Origin of the sequence: Bradyrhizobium sp. SZCCHNS3016 (assembly GCF_032484535.1) — a bacterium.
Lineage (GTDB): Bacteria > Pseudomonadota > Alphaproteobacteria > Rhizobiales > Xanthobacteraceae > Bradyrhizobium.
Genome location: NZ_JAUETE010000002.1, coordinates 108,079 through 124,431 on the forward strand (window position 1 = coordinate 108,079; position 16,353 = coordinate 124,431).

At 66.2% G+C, this 16,353-nt stretch carries 17 protein-coding genes; 12 read left to right on the forward strand and 5 right to left on the reverse strand.

The annotated features are described in order from the left end of the window. The first annotated feature begins 36 nt into the window (after positions 1–36). The 7 genes from QW881_RS04750 to QW881_RS04780 all read left to right on the forward strand — a co-directional run bounded on the left by QW881_RS04750 (position 37) and on the right by QW881_RS04780 (position 6,553). Positions 37–852: an IclR family transcriptional regulator gene (locus tag QW881_RS04750; protein WP_315755954.1), complete on the forward strand. Its 816-nt coding sequence runs from the start codon at positions 37–39 to the stop codon at positions 850–852. A 28-nt stretch (positions 853–880) separates the two neighbouring features. Beyond that, positions 881–1,825, forward strand: coding sequence for a dihydrodipicolinate synthase family protein (locus QW881_RS04755; RefSeq protein ID WP_315755955.1), 945 nt, complete (start codon positions 881–883; stop codon positions 1,823–1,825). A gap of 77 nt (positions 1,826–1,902) precedes the next feature. Then, positions 1,903–2,727, forward strand: coding sequence for an ABC transporter ATP-binding protein (locus QW881_RS04760; RefSeq protein ID WP_315755956.1), 825 nt, complete (start codon positions 1,903–1,905; stop codon positions 2,725–2,727). Next, complete coding sequence (locus QW881_RS04765) at positions 2,720–3,559, forward strand: ABC transporter permease (protein WP_315755957.1); 840 nt, start codon at positions 2,720–2,722, stop codon at positions 3,557–3,559. Before QW881_RS04760 ends, QW881_RS04765 begins: the two co-directional genes overlap by 8 nt. A gap of 18 nt (positions 3,560–3,577) precedes the next feature. Further along, positions 3,578–4,648 carry an ABC transporter substrate-binding protein gene (locus QW881_RS04770; RefSeq protein ID WP_315755958.1) on the forward strand — a complete coding sequence of 357 codons (1,071 nt, stop codon included), beginning with the start codon at positions 3,578–3,580 and terminating at the stop codon, positions 4,646–4,648. Beyond that, entirely contained in the window at positions 4,645–5,349 is a 705-nt protein-coding gene (locus QW881_RS04775; RefSeq protein WP_315755959.1) for an SDR family oxidoreductase, read from the forward strand. The genes QW881_RS04770 and QW881_RS04775 overlap by 4 nt, the downstream gene beginning before the upstream one ends. A gap of 34 nt (positions 5,350–5,383) precedes the next feature. Then, positions 5,384–6,553, forward strand: a complete 1,170-nt coding sequence (locus QW881_RS04780) for a mandelate racemase/muconate lactonizing enzyme family protein (protein WP_315755960.1) — start codon at positions 5,384–5,386, stop codon at positions 6,551–6,553. Positions 6,554–7,553: 1,000 nt separating this feature from the next. Here the strand turns inward: QW881_RS04780 and QW881_RS04785 are convergent. Beyond that, positions 7,554–7,934 (reverse strand): response regulator, encoded by a 381-nt coding sequence (locus QW881_RS04785; RefSeq protein ID WP_315755961.1) that lies wholly within the window; start codon positions 7,932–7,934, stop codon positions 7,554–7,556. 54 nt (positions 7,935–7,988) lie between these two features. Further along, positions 7,989–8,840: an MJ0042-type zinc finger domain-containing protein gene (locus QW881_RS04790; protein ID WP_315756098.1), complete on the reverse strand. Its 852-nt coding sequence runs from the start codon at positions 8,838–8,840 to the stop codon at positions 7,989–7,991. A 214-nt stretch (positions 8,841–9,054) separates the two neighbouring features. Here QW881_RS04790 and ftsE point away from each other — a divergent pair, with 214 nt between their 5' ends. From ftsE to QW881_RS04810, 4 genes are all read left to right on the forward strand, one after another. After that, complete coding sequence (gene ftsE, locus QW881_RS04795) at positions 9,055–9,714, forward strand: cell division ATP-binding protein FtsE (RefSeq protein ID WP_006615648.1); 660 nt, start codon at positions 9,055–9,057, stop codon at positions 9,712–9,714. Further along, positions 9,707–10,675, forward strand: coding sequence for an ABC transporter permease (locus QW881_RS04800; RefSeq protein WP_315736232.1), 969 nt, complete (start codon positions 9,707–9,709; stop codon positions 10,673–10,675). Before ftsE ends, QW881_RS04800 begins: the two co-directional genes overlap by 8 nt. Positions 10,676–10,930: 255 nt before the next feature. Continuing rightward, positions 10,931–11,644, forward strand: coding sequence for a YdcF family protein (locus tag QW881_RS04805; protein ID WP_315755962.1), 714 nt, complete (start codon positions 10,931–10,933; stop codon positions 11,642–11,644). A gap of 12 nt (positions 11,645–11,656) precedes the next feature. Further along, the gene (locus QW881_RS04810; RefSeq protein WP_315755963.1) at positions 11,657–12,424 is read left to right on the forward strand and encodes a lysophospholipid acyltransferase family protein; all 768 of its coding nucleotides are present in this window, start codon (positions 11,657–11,659) and stop codon (positions 12,422–12,424) included. 2 nt (positions 12,425–12,426) lie between these two features. Here QW881_RS04810 and QW881_RS04815 read toward each other — a convergent pair whose 3' ends face one another. Further along, positions 12,427–13,029: a gamma-glutamylcyclotransferase gene (locus QW881_RS04815; protein WP_409998977.1), complete on the reverse strand. Its 603-nt coding sequence runs from the start codon at positions 13,027–13,029 to the stop codon at positions 12,427–12,429. Positions 13,030–13,128: 99 nt separating this feature from the next. Here QW881_RS04815 and QW881_RS04820 point away from each other — a divergent pair, with 99 nt between their 5' ends. Then, entirely contained in the window at positions 13,129–14,313 is a 1,185-nt protein-coding gene (locus QW881_RS04820; RefSeq protein WP_315755965.1) for a DUF2125 domain-containing protein, read from the forward strand. A 5-nt stretch (positions 14,314–14,318) separates the two neighbouring features. On the opposite strand, the gene QW881_RS04825 is transcribed toward QW881_RS04820, so the two are convergent. Next, positions 14,319–15,254 carry a prephenate/arogenate dehydrogenase family protein gene (locus tag QW881_RS04825; RefSeq protein WP_315755966.1) on the reverse strand — a complete coding sequence of 312 codons (936 nt, stop codon included), beginning with the start codon at positions 15,252–15,254 and terminating at the stop codon, positions 14,319–14,321. Then, positions 15,251–16,348: a histidinol-phosphate transaminase gene (gene hisC / locus QW881_RS04830; protein WP_315755967.1), complete on the reverse strand. Its 1,098-nt coding sequence runs from the start codon at positions 16,346–16,348 to the stop codon at positions 15,251–15,253. The genes QW881_RS04825 and hisC overlap by 4 nt, the downstream gene beginning before the upstream one ends. Between the last annotated feature and the right edge of the window lie 5 nt (positions 16,349–16,353).

Sequence of the window (16,353 nt, forward strand, 5' to 3'; positions counted from 1 at the left end):
AGGCCGGCGTCAATCAGGAAACGTCGGAGCCTCCAAGTGGACGAGGACAGCAAGGCTGGGAAAAGCGTCGTGCAGTCGCTGGCCAAGGGCTTTCAGGTGCTCAATGCCTTCACCAGCGAGGAGCCCGAGCTGGTGCTCGCCGACGTCGCGCGCCGCGCGGCGCTCGACAAGGGCACCACGTTCCGCCTGCTCAACACGCTCGTGATGCTCGGCTATGTCGAGAAGGTCGGCGACTCCAGGCGCTTCCGCCTGACGCTGAAATGCCTCGATCTGGGCTTTAACGCGATCGCGCGCTCGGAGCTGCGCACACAGGCGCGCCCGATCCTGCGCAGCCTGGTCGGCGAGATGAACGAGGCCGCCTCGCTCGCCGTGCTCGACGGCAGCGACATCGTCTATGTCGAGCGCATCCAGGCCGGTCTCGTCCGGCTCGGCGTCGACGTTCGCATCGGCAGCCGCGCGCCGGTCTATTCGACCGCCGTCGGCCAGGCGATCCTGTCGCTGCTGCCGGTCGAGACGCAGATCGAGGTGCTGGAGGCGCAGCCGCGCATCAAGCGCACCGAGACCACCATCACCGAGCTCGACGCGCTGCTGCAGCGTCTGCGTCAGGTGAAGGCGGCCGGCTACGCGCTGTCAAATCAGGAAAATGCGCCCGGGCTGTGCGTGCTCGCGGCACCCGTCATCGATCGCGACGGCATTCCGCTCGCGGCGATCAGCATCGCTGCGCCCACCATGCGCATCACGGCGGACGACTTCGAGCGGCTCGGCGTGGCGCCGCTGCTCAGAGCGGCCGCCCAGCTGTCGCGGGCTCTGGAGGCGATGGGCGGGGCGAGCGCGACGGTCTCGAAACGATGAACATCGATGTGACGAAACAGGAGCAAGCATGAGCGTCATGACCAACTTCAAGGGGATCATCCCGGCGATCGCCGTCCCCTTCAACGCCGACCATTCGATCGATGAGGCCGAGCTGTCGCGCTACGCGGCCTGGCTCGGCAAGCGCCGCGGCATCGTCGGCATCATGACCAACGGCCACACCGGCGAGGTGTTCAGCCTCACCGCGAAGGAGCGCGCCGAGGTGACGCGCATCGTCGCCAAGGCGCTCACCGGCATCTGTCCGACCATTTCTTCTGTCGTGTGCGAAGGCATCAAGGACGGCATCGAGCATGCGCTGATGGCCAAGGAAGCCGGCGCCACCGCGCTCGACATCATGCCGCCGCATCACTGGCTGCGCTTCGGCTTCAAGCGCGAGCACTGCCTGGATTATTTCAGCGCGATCGGCGAGGCGACCAGGCTGCCGCTGATCGTGCACGTCTATCCGGCCTGGACCCGCGCCTCGTTCTCGTCGGAGCTGCTCGCCGAGCTCGCCCGCCTCGACCACGTGCAGGCGTTCAAGATCGGCACCCGCGAGATGAACAAATACGCCCGCGACCTCAAGGCGATCCGCGCCGCGGCGCCGCACAAGGCGCTCTTGACCTGCCACGACGAATATCTGCTGGCGTCGATGGTGCAGGGCGTCGATGGTGCGCTGGTCGGCTTCGCCTCGCTGATTCCGGATCTGATCTACGATCTGTTCGCTGCCGTCACCGCCGGCGACCTCAAGCTTGCGATGAAGCTGCAGGGCATGATCGATCCGCTGAAGGACGCCGTGTACGGCGGCGGCGAGCCGACCGGCGAGGCGCATGGCCGCATGAAGGCGGCGATGCAGGTCGCCGGCGTCATCCGCGACGCCACGGTGCGCCCGCCGACCCATGCGCCCAGCGCCGAGGAGATGGCCGCGATCCGCGCCGCGGTCGCGGCTGCCGGTCTGACGGTGCAGGCTGCGGCCTGATTGATCGACAAGCGACGGTCAGGTGTGGCCCGGCCGTCACTCCAGACGACAACGAATAACATTCCGGGTGGACGCTCATGCTGATGATGGATGTCGACAATGCGCCACGGCGCGCCGCCGCGCCGGACGATGTGCTGATTGCGATCGACCAGCTGTCGAAGACCTACGTCTCGGCCTCGGGCGCGGCCGTCCATGCGCTGAGCCGGATCTCGCTCGACATCAAGCCGGGCGAGTTCGTCTGCGTCGTCGGCCCCTCCGGCTGCGGCAAGAGCACCTTGCTGCGTCTGCTCGCGGGGCTTGATAGTTACAGCGACGGCCGGCTGCTGCTCGATGGCGAGCACGTCGCCGGTCCCTCGCGCAAGGTCGGCGTCGTGTTCCAGGCGGCCAATCTGCTGCCGTGGATGACGGTGCGCGACAATGTCGGGCTGCCGCTGCGCGTCGGCGGCCAGCATGCGCCGGCCGGCGACCGCATCGATCGTCTGCTCGCCGTGACCGGCCTTGCCGATTTCGGCGACAAATATCCCTATGAGCTGTCCGGCGGCATGCAGCAGCGCGCCGGCATCTGCCGCGCGCTGGCGCGCGATCCCGAGATCCTGCTGATGGACGAGCCCTTCGGCGCGCTCGATGCGCTGACGCGCGAGCGCCTGAACCTCGAGCTGCAACGGATCTGGCAGGAGAACCGCAAGACCATCCTGCTGATCACGCACTCGATCTCCGAGGCGATCTTTCTCGCCGACCGTGTCATCGTGATGTCGGCCCGCCCCGGCCGCATCCTCGCTGATCTCCACGTGCCCATTCCGCGGCCGCGCACGTTCGACGACATCGTGTTGCATCCGGACTATGCGCGGCTTGCCAGGGAAGTCCGCGGACTGCTCAATGCGCAGGAGCACGGCCATGACTGATCTCGCCAACGTCGCCGTTTCAGCCATGTCCCAGAAGCCCGCAAGTCCGCGCCGCCGCATCCGCCTGGGATCGCCGATCGCCTGGATCGGCCTCGCGGTGCTGATCCTGAGCTGGATTGCCGCGGTCAACCTGCTGAACATCCCGTCCTACATCCTGCCGAAGCCCGAAGCCGTCGTCCGCGCGCTGTGGTCCGGGCTCGCGGTCAGCCCGGCCAGCCCGCTCGGCTATTACCTGCCGCTGTGGAGCACGCTCAGCAATGCCGCGGTCGGCTGCGCCATCGGTGTCGGGCTCGGCCTGGTCATCGGCTCGCTGATGGCGGAGGTCGAGGCGATCGAGCGCCTGGTGATGCCCTATGCGTTCGCGCTGCAGAGCCTGCCGAAAGTGGCGATTGCGCCGCTGATCGTGATCTGGTTCGGCTTCGGCGACGGCTCGAAGATCGCAATCTCGGCGCTGCTGTCGTTCTTCCCCGTGCTCATCAACAGCTTCACCGGGCTGCGCGCCGTCGAGCCGGAGCGCATCGACCTGATGCGCTCGCTGTCGGCGTCGCGGCTCGAGACCTACCGGATCGTCAAGCTGCCCAATGCCGCGCCCTTCATCTTCGCCGGGCTCGACATGGCCGTGGTCTATGCGCTGCTCGGCGCCATCGTCGCTGAATTCCTCGGGGCCCAGCGTGGCATGGGCGTGGTCATCACCCAGGCGCAGGCGGTGTCGGACGTCGCCGGCGTGTTCGCCGCGCTGATCATTCTCGGCGTGCTCGGCATCGTGCTGCATGGGATCGTGCGCTGGTGCGAGGCCAAGATCGTGCACTGGGGCGCCAACCGCAAAAAATAAAGCAGGGAGGAACGAAGAATGGTTTCGCGCAGGTCATTCCTGAAGGGTGGCGCCGGGGCGGCGCTGCTGATGAGCAGTGCGCCGGCTGGCTTGATGGCGGCTGACATCAAGAAGATCCGTTTCGGCGTCGGGCTCAAGGCGCTCAACGCCACCGTGATCAACTGCGTCATCGGTGAGGCGCTGGGCTACAACGCGCAGGAGGGCTTTTCGCTCGACGTCCAGGCGCTCGGCACAAACGCCAACGTCCAGGTTGCCACCGATCGCGGCACCGTCAACATCGGCGTCGGCGTGCCCTCGACGGCGCTGCCGCTGCTCGCCAAGGGCGAATGGAGCGGCGCGAAACTGTTCTATCAGTACACCTATCCGTACAAATGGGACATTGCCGTCCCGCCGGGGTCGACGCTCAAGAGCTACACGGATCTCAAGGGCAGGAAGATCGGCGTCTCGGACTTTGGCGCCACCGAATATCCGGTGACCAAGAACGTGCTGAAGGCGCTCGGCCTCGATCCGGAGAAGGATGTGAGCTGGGTCGCGGTCGGCAACGGCACGCCGGCGGGCGTCGCCCTGCAGCGCGGCGTGGTCGATGCGCTGGCCTATTTCGATACGGGTTTTGGCCAGATCGAAGCCGCCGGCATCGAGCTGACCTACCTGCCGCGTCCGACCAATATCCCGATGGTCGGCGGCCAGTTTCTGATGGCGATGCCCGCGACCTTCGAGAAGGACAAGGATCTGCTGATCGGCTTCGGCCGCTCGGTGTGCAAGGCGTCGCAGTTCCTGCTCGCCAATCCCGCCGCCGGCGCCAGGGCCTTTCTCAAGCTCTATCCTGAAACGGCGCCGCGCGGCGCCAGCGAGGACGAGGCGGTCAAGGCCGTGCTGCAGTCGATCAGCCGCCGCATCAAGCTCTACGCGCCGCCCTATGCTGATACGAGGATGGGCGCGATCAACGAGCAGGAGTTCCGCACCGAAGCCGTGATGAACGGGCTCGACATCAAGGACTACAATGCGCTCTACACCAATGAGCTGATCGACAAGATCAACAATTTTGATGCAGTGAAGGTCAAGGCCGAGGCGGCTGCGTACAAGGGATGAAAGTGGATCACGACAGCAGTTCCGGTTTTCGCCACGCGGTGGTGACCGGAGCCAGCTCCGGCATCGGCCGCGCCATCGCCGAGCGACTGCTGGCGGCCGGCTGGCGCGTGACGGGCATCGACCGCGCGCCGTCGGCGCTCTCACATGAGGGCTTTCGAAGTCTGCAAGCTGATCTCGCCGAGCCGCACGCGCTGGTCGCGCAACTCGCAGGCATCGGCGTCGTCACTGCGCTCGTTCATGCTGCCGGCTACATGCGCGTCGGAAGGCTCGGCGAACTCACGCGTGAGAACGGCGAAGGCATGTGGCGCATCCATGTCGGCGCGGCGGAGGTGCTCGCCAATGCGCTCGCGCCGCACATGACGGAGGGCGGGCGCATCGTCCTGATCGGCAGCCGCACCGCCAACGGCGCGGCGGGGCGCAGCCAGTACGCAGCGACCAAGGCCGCACTCACCGGCCTCGCGCGCTCCTGGGCCGTCGAGGTGGCGCCGCGCCGCATCACCGTCAACGTCGTCGCTCCGGCCGCGACCGACACGCCGTTCCTGCGCGATCCCAGCCGCGCGGGCACCGCGCCGGTGCTGCCGCCAATGGGGCGCTACGTCGATCCAGCGGAGGTGGCCGCGCTCACCGCCTTCCTGCTGTCGCCGGACGCGGGCGCCATCACCGGACAGACCATCACCATCTGTGCAGGCGCCTCGCTGTAGAGCGGCGCGTGCGGCCCCGACCAGGAGAATGACCATGACCGTCCGTATCGTTGACGTCCGCGAGGTGACGAAGCCGATCTCATCGCCGATCCGCAATGCCTATATCGACTTCACCAAGATGACCTCCAGTCTCGTCGCCGTCATTACCAATGTCGAGCGCAACGGACGGCCCGTCGTCGGCTACGGCTTCAATTCCAACGGCCGCTACGGCCAGGGCGGCTTGATCCGCGAGCGCTTTCGCGCGCGCCTCTTGGAAGCTGACCCGACATCGTTGCTCGATGCCAGCAAGGACAACATCGATCCGGACAAGGCCTGGGCGGCGATGATGATCAACGAGAAGCCCGGCGGCCACGGCGAGCGCTCGGTCGCGGTCGGCACGCTCGACATGGCGATCTGGGATGCGGTCGCCAAGATCGCCGACAAGGCGCTGTTCCGTCTGCTCGCGGAGCGGCACGGCCGCAAGGCCGAACCGCGCGTCTTCGTCTACGCTGCCGGCGGCTACTACTATCCGGGCAAGGATCTCTCGGCGCTCCGCCGCGAGATGCGCGGCTATCTCGAGCGTGGCTACAATGTCGTGAAGATGAAGATCGGCGGCGCCCCGATCGATGAGGACCGTGAGCGCATCGAGGCCGTGCTCGATGAGATCGGCCCCGGCCATCAGCTCGCCGTCGACGCCAATGGCCGCTTCGACCTGGAGACTGCGATCGCCTACGCCAAGATGCTGCGCGACTATCCGCTGTTCTGGTACGAGGAGGCGGGCGATCCGCTCGACTATCACCTGCAGGCGACGCTGGCTGACTTCTATCCCGGCCCGATGGCCACCGGCGAGAACCTGTTCAGCCACCAGGACGCGCGCAACCTCATTCGCTATGGCGGCATGCGTCCCGATCGCGACTGGCTGCAGTTCGACTGCGCGCTGTCCTACGGCCTGTGCGAATATCTGCGCACGCTCGACGTGCTCAGGACCTACGGCTGGTCGCCGTCCCGCTGCATCCCGCATGGCGGCCACCAGATGTCGCTCAACATCGCCGCCGGCCTCGGCCTCGGCGGCAATGAGAGCTATCCCGACCTGTTCCAGCCTTATGGCGGCTTCCCCGACGGCGTGAAGGTCATCGAGGGTCACATCACCATGCCGGATCTTCCGGGCATCGGCTTCGAGGGCAAATCCGATCTCTATGCCGAGATGCGCGCGCTCAGCGTGTGAGTCGAGGGCGCCTCAATCAAAATCTCGCTGTGGGTTCCGGGTCCGCGCCCGTCAACGCGCGTTTCCGGACTTGCCAGGGACGACACTGGGCACGGAGCGCGTGTTGACACGCACGACGGGCAATCCGCTCATGACAGCTCTGCGCAAACTGCCCGTCGAGCCAGTTTGCCGCACTCTCGCGGCCTTGTGTCGTCGGGCAAATCAGGACGATGTTTCCGCGCATCCCGCCTCACTTCGGAGGGGCGTTGCGCGCGATCGTCACGACACGCGAGGCGGGGATGCGATGGCCGTGAGAACTCGCAGCATGTCCTGACGGATGTGCGGACGAACGTGCTCTTGCGGACGGTCAAGTCGCGTGGTCCTGGCCTCCCGACGCTGAGGTCAAGTTCGCGAGGATGCATTTGCGCATCGCGCGGATGACGGTGGCCAACAAGCCCGGCGCACCGGGGAGATCGCGAAGCAGCCGTAAGCCCGTCGCGCAGGGAATGCCGGATGTTCGGCTGAACCTGTGGTACCTGCCGCCTGCATTTTTTTCCGCAGGCGGGCCATGGGTGAGGCCTTCACCCGGCATTCCCTGCGCCCTCCGACTTTTGCGAGGGTGAGACGATTGGCAGACCTCGGGCACGATGTGCCGCGGGAATGCAGGCGCACGTGCCCCGTATGATTTATGAGTTGGCGAACGAGATGTCTCTCCCAGCGTCATTGCGAGCGCAGCGAGGCAATCCAGACTGTCTCCGCAGAGGGATTCTGGATTGCTCCGCTGCGCTCGCAATGGCGGAGGAGAGAGGATCAACTCCTTCAGCGATCTTTCCGCAGGGGGCGAGCCCAGCGGCACTCTCCGCGCTCTGCCTCACACTCCACTGTCGTCGCTCGACGGTGGTTATGGGTCGTCCCTGCGTGCGCAGGCACGCCAGCCGGGCGTGCAGGGACAGCGAGGATCGCCGCAATGCGTGTCTGTAGCCCGAACGTCGCGTCGCCGACGATGCTCTGGCAGCGCGGCCTACGCCTTCGCAGCCTTCGACGCCAGCGCGTCGGCGACCGCGGTTCTGATATCGGCGACCGAGAACGGCTTGGTGATGACGTCGTGAGCGATCGCGCGGAGATTCGACGCGCGCTCGCGCTGATGGGCAAAGCCCGTCATCAGCAGGATGGTCAAATCGGGAAAATCGCGTGCTGCCGACAGCGCCAGCGCGATGCCGTCCATGATGGGCATCTGGATGTCGGTCAGCAGCAGGTCGAAGGCGCCGGCCTCGCGCGTCAGGATGTCAAGCGCCTCGGCACCGTCCTGCGCCGTCACGATCTCATGTCCATCCATGGCAATGGCGCGCGCGACCAAGGTCCGCATCGAATCTTCGTCGTCGGCGATCAGCACGCGCGACATGTCGTTTCGTCTCCGTGTCGTGGGCCCCGCGAGAGAGCCGCGAGACCGGAACCATCATGCACTGCCGGCGGCGAGGTCGCGCCGGTTGAAGAACCGTATATCGATATTGCGGCCTTCGGGAGGGGGCGAGGCGAGCCGCGACTTGAACGTCGTGCGCTCGCCGGGCTTGAGCGCGGTCTGATCGAGCAGCGTGTTCCAGGCGTAGATCTCGGTGCCCTGCGCGTCACGGACGCTGAAACGCAACCGCGGCAGATCGACCGATTTCTTCGTCAGGCTGACGATCGTCCCCTCGATCACCAGCACCGGCTTGCCGTCGACGGTTTCGGTCGCCACCTTCAGGTCCTTGAAGTTCAGGCCGCGCAGGTTCACCTCGAGCCCGACCAGCTTGTAGAACGACGCCGTCTGCGGCAGCAGCCTGACGACGTCGGCGCGCCACACCACCAGCGCAATCGTGAGCGCCGCCATGGCGGCCGTCAGCACCGGCAGGTTCAACAGCTTATTGCCTGGGAAATCCGGCAACGTCGGGCGCCTGATGAGCTTGCGGAGACCGGCGAGGCGCGAAGCCCCGCCCTGCGCCGGCTGCTCGGCATCGGCTGTGTCGTCGGGCTCGGCGAGGGCATCCTCGGGCCAGCCGGCAGCCAGCGGCGGACTTTCCACATCGGGCGTCCGTTCGTCGTCGTCTTCCTGGCGCGCGAGGGCTTCCCACTCGTCGGCCGCGTCACGGGGCGCGGCCGACGCGCCGGCCTCCGCCATGGCAGGCATGGGGGCGGGCGCCTCGACCGCATCCTCCGGTCGCGCCAGCCAGACCTCCTTGCAACGGGAACAGCGTACGCTGCGGCCAGCCATACCCAGGGTTGCCAAGTCGATGGCATAAGATGTCGTACAATGAGGGCAAACGATGAACATCGCGCCTGTTCTCCAACGGCCATTGCCGCTTTGTTTCCGACAGTTCGTGCTACAAGGACCGCCATGTCGACGAACTTCGGAACTCAATCGCGCCAATGGTACACGGCGACCGTTAACGAACCGGAAACCATAACGGGCGCTCAATCGGGCCATCGTACCGCTGAGCTTGGAGCGTGCGGGTCTGCCGCGCACGCGGTCGAACGGAGCTGACGCTTTGGTTCGGTTCGAAAATGTTGGGCTGCGCTATGGATTGGGGCCGGAGATTCTCCGCGACCTCAGTTTCCAGATTCCTGCCCATTCCTTCCAGTTTCTCACCGGCCCGTCGGGCGCCGGCAAGACCTCGCTGCTGAAGCTGCTGTTCCTGTCGCTGCGGCCGACCCGCGGTCTGGTCAATCTGTTCGGCTACGACATCTCGCTGCTCAGCAAGGAAGAGATCGCCGATCTGCGCAAGCGCATCGGCATCGTGCTGCAGGACTTCCGGCTGCTCGACCACATGACGACCTATGAGAACGTGGCGTTGCCGTTTCGCGTCATGGGCCGCGACGAGTCAAGCTATCGCAAGGAGGTCATCGACCTCCTGAAATGGGTCGGCCTCGGCGAGCGCATGGATGCGCTGCCGCCGATCCTGTCGGGTGGTGAGAAGCAGCGCGCGGCGATCGCGCGCGCCGTGATCTCGCGGCCGCAGCTGCTGCTCGCGGACGAGCCGACCGGCAACGTCGATCCGACGCTCGGCCGCCGCCTGCTGCGGCTGTTCATCGAACTGAACCGCTCGGGCACGGCGGTGATCATCGCAACCCATGACATCACGCTGATGGACCAATACGAGGCCCGCCGGCTGGTGCTGCATCAGGGACGATTGCACATCTATGAGTAGCGTAGACGATCGCGGCCTCCTGGTCGATCTCGGCGACGACCGCCCGCAACTGCCGGCGCAGGCCCGCATCGTGTCGCCGATCGTGCCGCGCGCCTCGATCGCGGGCCGTGCGCTGGTCGCCGTGGTGGCGATCATGACCTTCCTGGCCTCGATCACGACCGGCGGCGTGCTGCTGGTCAGCGAGTCCGCGGCCGAGTGGCAGTCGGAGGTGGCGAGCGAGATCACGGTTCAGGTTCGCCCCAAGACCGGCCGGGATCTCGAGCGCGACATTGCCCTGGTGACGGAGGCGATGCGGGCGCAGTCCGGAATCGTGGAGGTCCGGCCATTCACGAAGGAGGAATCGAGCAAGCTGCTGGAGCCGTGGCTCGGCAGCGGCTTGTCGTTCGATGAGCTTCCGGTGCCCCGCGTCATCATCGCACGCGTCCAGCCCGGCACCAGCTTCGATCTCAACGCCCTGCGCGCCCGCGTGACCCAGGTTGCGCCGACCGCCAGCGTGGATGACCACCGCGCCTGGATCGAGCGCATGCGCTCGATGACCGGTGCAACCCTGTTTGCAGGCTTCGGCATTCTCGTGCTGGTGATCGCGGCCACCATCATCTCGGTGTCGTTCGCGACCCGCGGCGCGATGGCCGCGAACCGGCCGATCGTCGAGGTGCTGCATTTCGTCGGCGCCGGTGACCGCTACATCGCCAATCACTTCCTGCGGCACTTTTTGCAGCTCGGACTGGAGGGGGGCGTGATCGGCGGCGGCCTTGCGATGCTCGGATTCGGGTTCTCGGAGTCGATCGCCAACTGGTTCTCCGGCACCCCCGTCGGCGATCAGTTTGCGGCATTGCTCGGGACGTTCTCGCTGCGCCCGCTTGGCTATGTCGCGATCGCGCTGCAGGCCATCGTGATCGCCGCGGTGACCGGCTGGGCCGCACGCCGGACCCTGTTCACGACGCTGGCGAGCATCGACTGATGGCGGCTTCTATCCCCAGCCGTCTCGTTGCGGATTTCACTTGGCCCGAAAACCGCCTAAAATCGTCTGCGCCGGGGTGAGGCAGGACGGGGTGAGCTGGGTCACGAACACGGCGGAGGTTGCGCGCCAGGATCGGCGGCGAGCGAACGTGATCGGGAGGCCGGCGAAACCTGTCTGCGTTCCCGGACTTGAACGACGGGATCGCGCGACGGCATGGCGCCGCGCGCAGGCAGGCAAGGACAAGCCAGGCGTTGCATGGAGCCGGAGACCGACCATAGCAGGCGAAAGCTGCCGCTCACCGTGGCGGTGTGGCGGACGCTCGCGGGCGCCGTGGCGACGCTCGGGCTCGGCTTCTTCGTCGCGGCGGTCGGTTTCGTCGGCTTCCTCTCGCAATTGCGCGGTGCCGAGATCCAGCCCGAGCGCAAGGCGGACGGAATCGTGGTCCTGACCGGCGGCTCGTCGCGCGTGTCGGACGCGGTGGAACTCCTGGCGGGAGGCTATGGCCGGCGGCTGCTGATCTCCGGCGTGCACCCGACCAACGAGGCCAGCAACATCACCAGGTCGCTGCCCGAGGCGCGATCATTCATCAACTGCTGCGTCGATCTGGATTATTCGGCGATCAACACCCGCAGCAACGCCGCGCAGACGCGGCGGTGGGCCAGCGAGCGCGGCTTCAAGTCGCTGATCGTGGTGACGTCGAACTATCACATGCCGCGGGCCATCGTCGAACTGTCGCATGCGATGCCGAGCATGGATCTCATTCCGTATGCCGTCGTCGGCGAGAAATGGCGTGATGAGCCGTGGTGGACCAGCGCGCCGACGCTGCGACTTCTGCTGTCCGAATATGCCAAATTTGTCGCCGCCGAGATGCGGCTGCGGCTGGCCGATCTCGGCCTCGATCTCGCGCCCGAGGTCGATCCGCCAACCGGCTCGGTGTCGCGCCGACCGACGACGGCGCAAGCCAATTGAACTGGGTTTCTGATGGTCTCGATCTTCCTGCGTTCGCTGCTGTTCAACATCCTGTTCTACCCGAACTTCGTGCTCTGGGCGCTGATCGCGTTGCCGACCCTGGCGATGCCCCGCAAGGCGCTGCTGCGCGTCGCCAATTGGTGGGCGCAGAGCAACATCGTGTTGATGCGCGTCGTCTGCAACATCCGCGTCGAATATCGCGGCGTCGAAAAGATCCCGAAGGGGCCGCTTATCGTCGCCGCCAAGCATCAGTCGATGTGGGAGACGATCTCGCTGCTGCATTTCTTCGATGCGCCGTTCTTCGTTCTCAAACGCGAGCTGCTGCGGATTCCCTTGTTCGGACAATATCTGGTCAAGGCGGACATGATCGCGATCGACCGCAGCTCCGGCGCCCGCGCGTTGAAGCAGGTGATGCGGCGGGCGGCGGAGGAGGTGAAGCACGGCCGTCAGTTTGTGATTTTTCCGGAAGGCACGCGGCGCCCGGCGGGCGCACCGCCGGACTACAAGGGCGGGGTCGGCTTGATCTACACGGATTGCGGCGTGCCGTGCCTGCCGGTGGCGCTGAACTCAGGGCTGTTCTGGCCGCGTCGCACATTCCTGCGCTATCCGGGCACGCTTGTGGTGGAGTTTCTTGATCCGCTGCCGCCGGGCCTGCCACGCGATGAATTCATGCAACGGATCCAAAGCGTGATCGAGGAGGCCACCAATCGGCTGGTCGCCGCAGGGCAGGCCGAGCAGGCCCGGCTGTTCGGCCGCATAGCGGCGGCGGTGAAAGCTTGACGCTATGGTGGCGCACCTTCCGGCGCCGGATGCAGCGAGTGGCCGTCATCGTGCAGCATCGTTGCCAGCCGATGCAACTGCGTGTCGCGAAAGCCCTGCGCCTCGATCGCCTTCACGGTCGAGATCACGTAGTCGCGATTGGCGCCGGACTGGCCGTGACCCTGACGCACATGGCGCAACTGTTCCTGCGGCGACAGCCGGCCGGCATATTGCACATGGCCGCGATCGACCACGTAGACCAGCGCGCTCACCCGCTCGCGGGCGTCGTTCTCCAGCCATACCGAGCGCGTCACTTCGCGATACACCGAGGTCACCTGCTCACGCGCCCGCAAATAGGCGATGGTCTCGTCGCGCTTGTCTGCTGCCACCCGAAACGCAACGCCGCGACACGCGCCGCCGCGATCGAGACCGAGCACGAGGCCGGGCTTCTCCGGCGTTCCGCGGTGGACGAACGAATACACACAGAGCGCGCGATGCTCGCCGATCAACCGCGCCGGCACCTGCTCGAGAAAGACGAATCCGGGTCGCCACATCAGCGAGCCGTAGCCGAAGACCCAGAGGTCGCCGTGGGGAAGGTCGCGTTCGGAGAGGGTCATTGCGGACATCAATGCGGAGGCCTAAGTGTGGTGCTCGCGAATTGTTAATCTAGATACACAATCCGTGATCGCCGAATTGCCAAAATTGCTGCCCAAAGGGTGTCCTGCATGTCTCGTTTGCCACAAGCGCGCCGCAGGCGCCCGCTCTGGGGGCTTTTCATTGCCCCCGTCCTGCTCCTGATCGCCGCAATCGCTTGGAGCGCATTCTGGTTCTTCGCCGCTTCGCAGGTCGATGTCCAGGCCGATGCCTGGCGTGCGCGCGAGGCGAAGTCGGGGCGCGTCTATGACTGCGCGAAGCGCTCGGTCGCCGGCTTTCCGTTCCGGCTCGAGGTCCGCTGTTCCGATCCGAGCGTGGCCCTGTTCTCGCAGGCCGCCGGCACGCCTTTGATGAATGCCAAGCTCGACGAGATCCTCGTCGTCGCCCAGGTGTGGGACCCGAAGCGGCTCATCGCGGAGTTCAAGGGACCCGCCATGATCGCCGACGGTCGCGGACCGGCCTCGTTCTCCGTGAACTGGCGCGTCGGTGAGGCCAGTGTCCGCGGTCTGCCAGGGCCGCCGCAGCGCGCCGACCTCGTGTTCGAACAACCGACCATCGACCGCATCGAGGGCAACACTGCCGTGCCCGCCGCGCGCGCCGATCATGCCGAATTGCACGGCCGTGTTGCCGAGGGCTCGCCGTCCGACCATCCGGTGCTGGAGACTGCGTTGCAGATCGCGAACGGCAGCATCCAAGGCAGCCATCCTCTGCTTGCCGAACCGTTCAATACCGACGTCCAGGCCCGCGTCACGGGTCTCAAGGACTTCAGGCCCAAACCCTGGCCGGAGCGGTTTCGCGAGATCCAGGCGGCGGGCGGTCATGTCGAGATCGTCCAGTCGCGCATCCAGCAGGGCGAGCTGCTGGCCGTCGCGTCGGGCACGCTCAGCCTGACCGCCAATGGCGGCATCGATGGCGAAGTGCAGATGACGGTCGCGGGGATCGAAAAGGTCATCCCGGCGCTCGGCCTCGACAAGATGCTCGAAAACGGCGTGCCGCAGGGGACGCTCGATCGCGTAGCGCCGGGTGTGAAGTCGCAGGACGTCAACAACCTGCTCGGTGCGCTCGACCGCGCGATTCCCGGCCTCGGCAAGGTTGTCAAGCAGAACGCCAATGTCGGCGTCGCGCTCGGTATCAATGCGCTCGGCAAGGAGGCCACCCTCGAAGGGCGCAAGGCGCGGACCTTCCCGTTGCGCTTCTCCGATGGCGTCGTCGTGCTCGGTCCGTTCAAGGTCGCCCGCGTCCCGCCGCTGTTCTGAAGCCTTCAGGGCTTCTTCAACTGCGGCAGCGGCCGGCCGAAGTCCGGCGCCGCCGAATCCTGGCCGATATCGACGATGCCGCGGCGGATCGCGCGGGTGCGGGTGAAGTGATCGAACAGCGCTTCGCCGTCGCCGCGGCGGATCGCCCGCGTCAGCTTGGAGAGGTCCTCGGTGAAGGTGCCGAGCATGTCGAGCACCGCATCCTTGTTGCTCAGGAAGATGTCGCGCCACATCGTCGGGTCGGAGGCGGCGATGCGGGTGAAATCGCGAAAGCCGCCGGCGGAGAACTTGATCACCTCGGACTCGGTCACCTGCGCCAGCTCGTCGGCGGTGCCGACGATGGTGTAGGCGATCAGATGCGGCAGATGGCTGGTGATCGCGAGCACGCGGTCATGATGATCCGGCGTCATGATCTCGACCTTGGCGCCAAGCGCGGCCCAGAACGCGCGGAGACGATCGATCGCGTCGGCATCTACACCGTCGGGTGGCGTCAGGATGCACCAGCGGTTGATGAACAGCTCGGCGAAGCCAGAGTCCGGTCCCGAATTCTCGGTGCCGGCGACCGGATGCGCCGGTACGAAATGAACATGCGCCGGCAGGTGCGGCGCCATGTCGCGAACGATGGCGCCCTTCACGGAACCGACGTCGGAGACGATGGCGCCGGGCTTCAGATGCGGCGCGATCTCTTCGGCCACGGGACCGCACGCGCCGACGGGAATGCAGAGGATGACGAGGTCGGCATCCTTGACCGCCTCGGCATTGCTCGCAACGACGCGGTCGACGATGCCGAGCTCGGTCACGCGGGCGCGGGTCTTGTCCGAACGCGCCGTGGTGACGATTTCGCCGGCCATGCCTTGCAGTCGCGCCGCGCGCGCGATCGAGCCGCCGATCAGGCCGAAGCCGATCAGCGCGATGCGTTCGAACCGTCCCGCGACGCTCACTTCGTCCTCATGAATTCGCTGAGAGCCTCGACGACCAGACGATTGGCCTCCTCGGTGCCGATCGTCATGCGCAACGCATTCGGCAACTTGTAGTTGGCGAGAGCGCGCAGCACGAGGCCGCGCCGTGTCAGGAATTCGTCGGCCTCGACCGCGGTGCGGCCCTTGTCGGTCGGGAAGTGGATCAGGATGAAGTTGGTGACGCTCGGCGTCACTTTCAGCCCGAGCTTGCCGATCTCCTCAGTGAGCCAGTTGCGCCAGGTCTCGGTGTGTGCCTTCGACATCTGCTGATGCGCGGTGTCCTCGATCGCGGCGACCGCAGCGAGCATCGCGGGCGAGGAGACGTTGAACGGCCCGCGGATGCGGTTGATGGCATCGACGATGTGCGCCGGGCCGAACATCCAGCCGACGCGGAGCGCTGCGAGGCCGTGGATCTTGGAAAAGGTGTGGGTGACGACGGTGTTCTCGGTCGTGGCGACCAGCTCGATCCCGAACTCATAATCGTTGCGCGAGACGTAGTCGGCATAGGCGGCGTCGAGCACCAGCACGACATGCGAGGGAAGGCCGGCGCGCAGCCGCTTGACCTCGTCGAACGGGATGTAGGTGCCGGTCGGGTTGTTCGGGTTGGCGAGCCAGACCAGCTTGGTGCGCGGCGTCACCGCGCTGAGGATCACATCGACGTCGGTCCGATATTCCGTCTCCGCGGCAACCACGTTCTTGGCGCCGCAGGCCATGGTCGCGATCGGATAGACCAGGAAGCCGTGCGCGGTGGAGATCGCCTCGTCGCCTTGCCCGAGAAAGGTGTGTGCCAGCAGATTCAGGATCTCGTCGGAGCCGGCGCCGCAGACGATGCGGCCGGGATCGAGGCCATAGGTGCGGCCGATCGCCTCGCGCAGCACCCGCGAGGTGCCTTCCGGATAATCCTCCAGATGCGTGGCCGCGCTCTTGAAGGCGTCGATCGCCTTGGGTGAAGGACCGAACGGAGTCTCGTTCGCCGACAGCTTGAACACCTTGCGGCCCGGCTCGGGCTTCGGGCTCTTGCCCGGCGTGTAGGGCGCAATGTCGAGGATGCCGGGATTCGGCACGGGGCGGTTCATCGTCA

What these genes read in the sequence shown, in the direction of transcription:
- QW881_RS04755 (WP_315755955.1), top strand. Translation starts at nt 881, where the DNA reads ATGAGCGTCATGACCAACTTCAAGGGGATCATCCCGGCGATCGCCGTC.
- QW881_RS04760 (WP_315755956.1), top strand. Translation starts at nt 1,903, where the DNA reads ATGCTGATGATGGATGTCGACAATGCGCCACGGCGCGCCGCCGCGCCG.
- QW881_RS04765 (WP_315755957.1), top strand. Translation starts at nt 2,720, where the DNA reads ATGACTGATCTCGCCAACGTCGCCGTTTCAGCCATGTCCCAGAAGCCC.
- QW881_RS04770 (WP_315755958.1), top strand. Translation starts at nt 3,578, where the DNA reads ATGGTTTCGCGCAGGTCATTCCTGAAGGGTGGCGCCGGGGCGGCGCTG.
- QW881_RS04775 (WP_315755959.1), top strand. Translation starts at nt 4,645, where the DNA reads ATGAAAGTGGATCACGACAGCAGTTCCGGTTTTCGCCACGCGGTGGTG.
- QW881_RS04780 (WP_315755960.1), top strand. Translation starts at nt 5,384, where the DNA reads ATGACCGTCCGTATCGTTGACGTCCGCGAGGTGACGAAGCCGATCTCA.
- QW881_RS04785 (WP_315755961.1), bottom strand. Translation starts at nt 7,934, where the DNA reads ATGTCGCGCGTGCTGATCGCCGACGACGAAGATTCGATGCGGACCTTG.
- QW881_RS04790 (WP_315756098.1), bottom strand. Translation starts at nt 8,840, where the DNA reads ATGTTCATCGTTTGCCCTCATTGTACGACATCTTATGCCATCGACTTG.
- QW881_RS04800 (WP_315736232.1), top strand. Translation starts at nt 9,707, where the DNA reads ATGAGTAGCGTAGACGATCGCGGCCTCCTGGTCGATCTCGGCGACGAC.
- QW881_RS04805 (WP_315755962.1), top strand. Translation starts at nt 10,931, where the DNA reads ATGGAGCCGGAGACCGACCATAGCAGGCGAAAGCTGCCGCTCACCGTG.
- QW881_RS04810 (WP_315755963.1), top strand. Translation starts at nt 11,657, where the DNA reads ATGGTCTCGATCTTCCTGCGTTCGCTGCTGTTCAACATCCTGTTCTAC.
- QW881_RS04815 (WP_409998977.1), bottom strand. Translation starts at nt 13,029, where the DNA reads ATGTCCGCAATGACCCTCTCCGAACGCGACCTTCCCCACGGCGACCTC.
- QW881_RS04820 (WP_315755965.1), top strand. Translation starts at nt 13,129, where the DNA reads ATGTCTCGTTTGCCACAAGCGCGCCGCAGGCGCCCGCTCTGGGGGCTT.
- hisC (WP_315755967.1), bottom strand. Translation starts at nt 16,348, where the DNA reads ATGAACCGCCCCGTGCCGAATCCCGGCATCCTCGACATTGCGCCCTAC.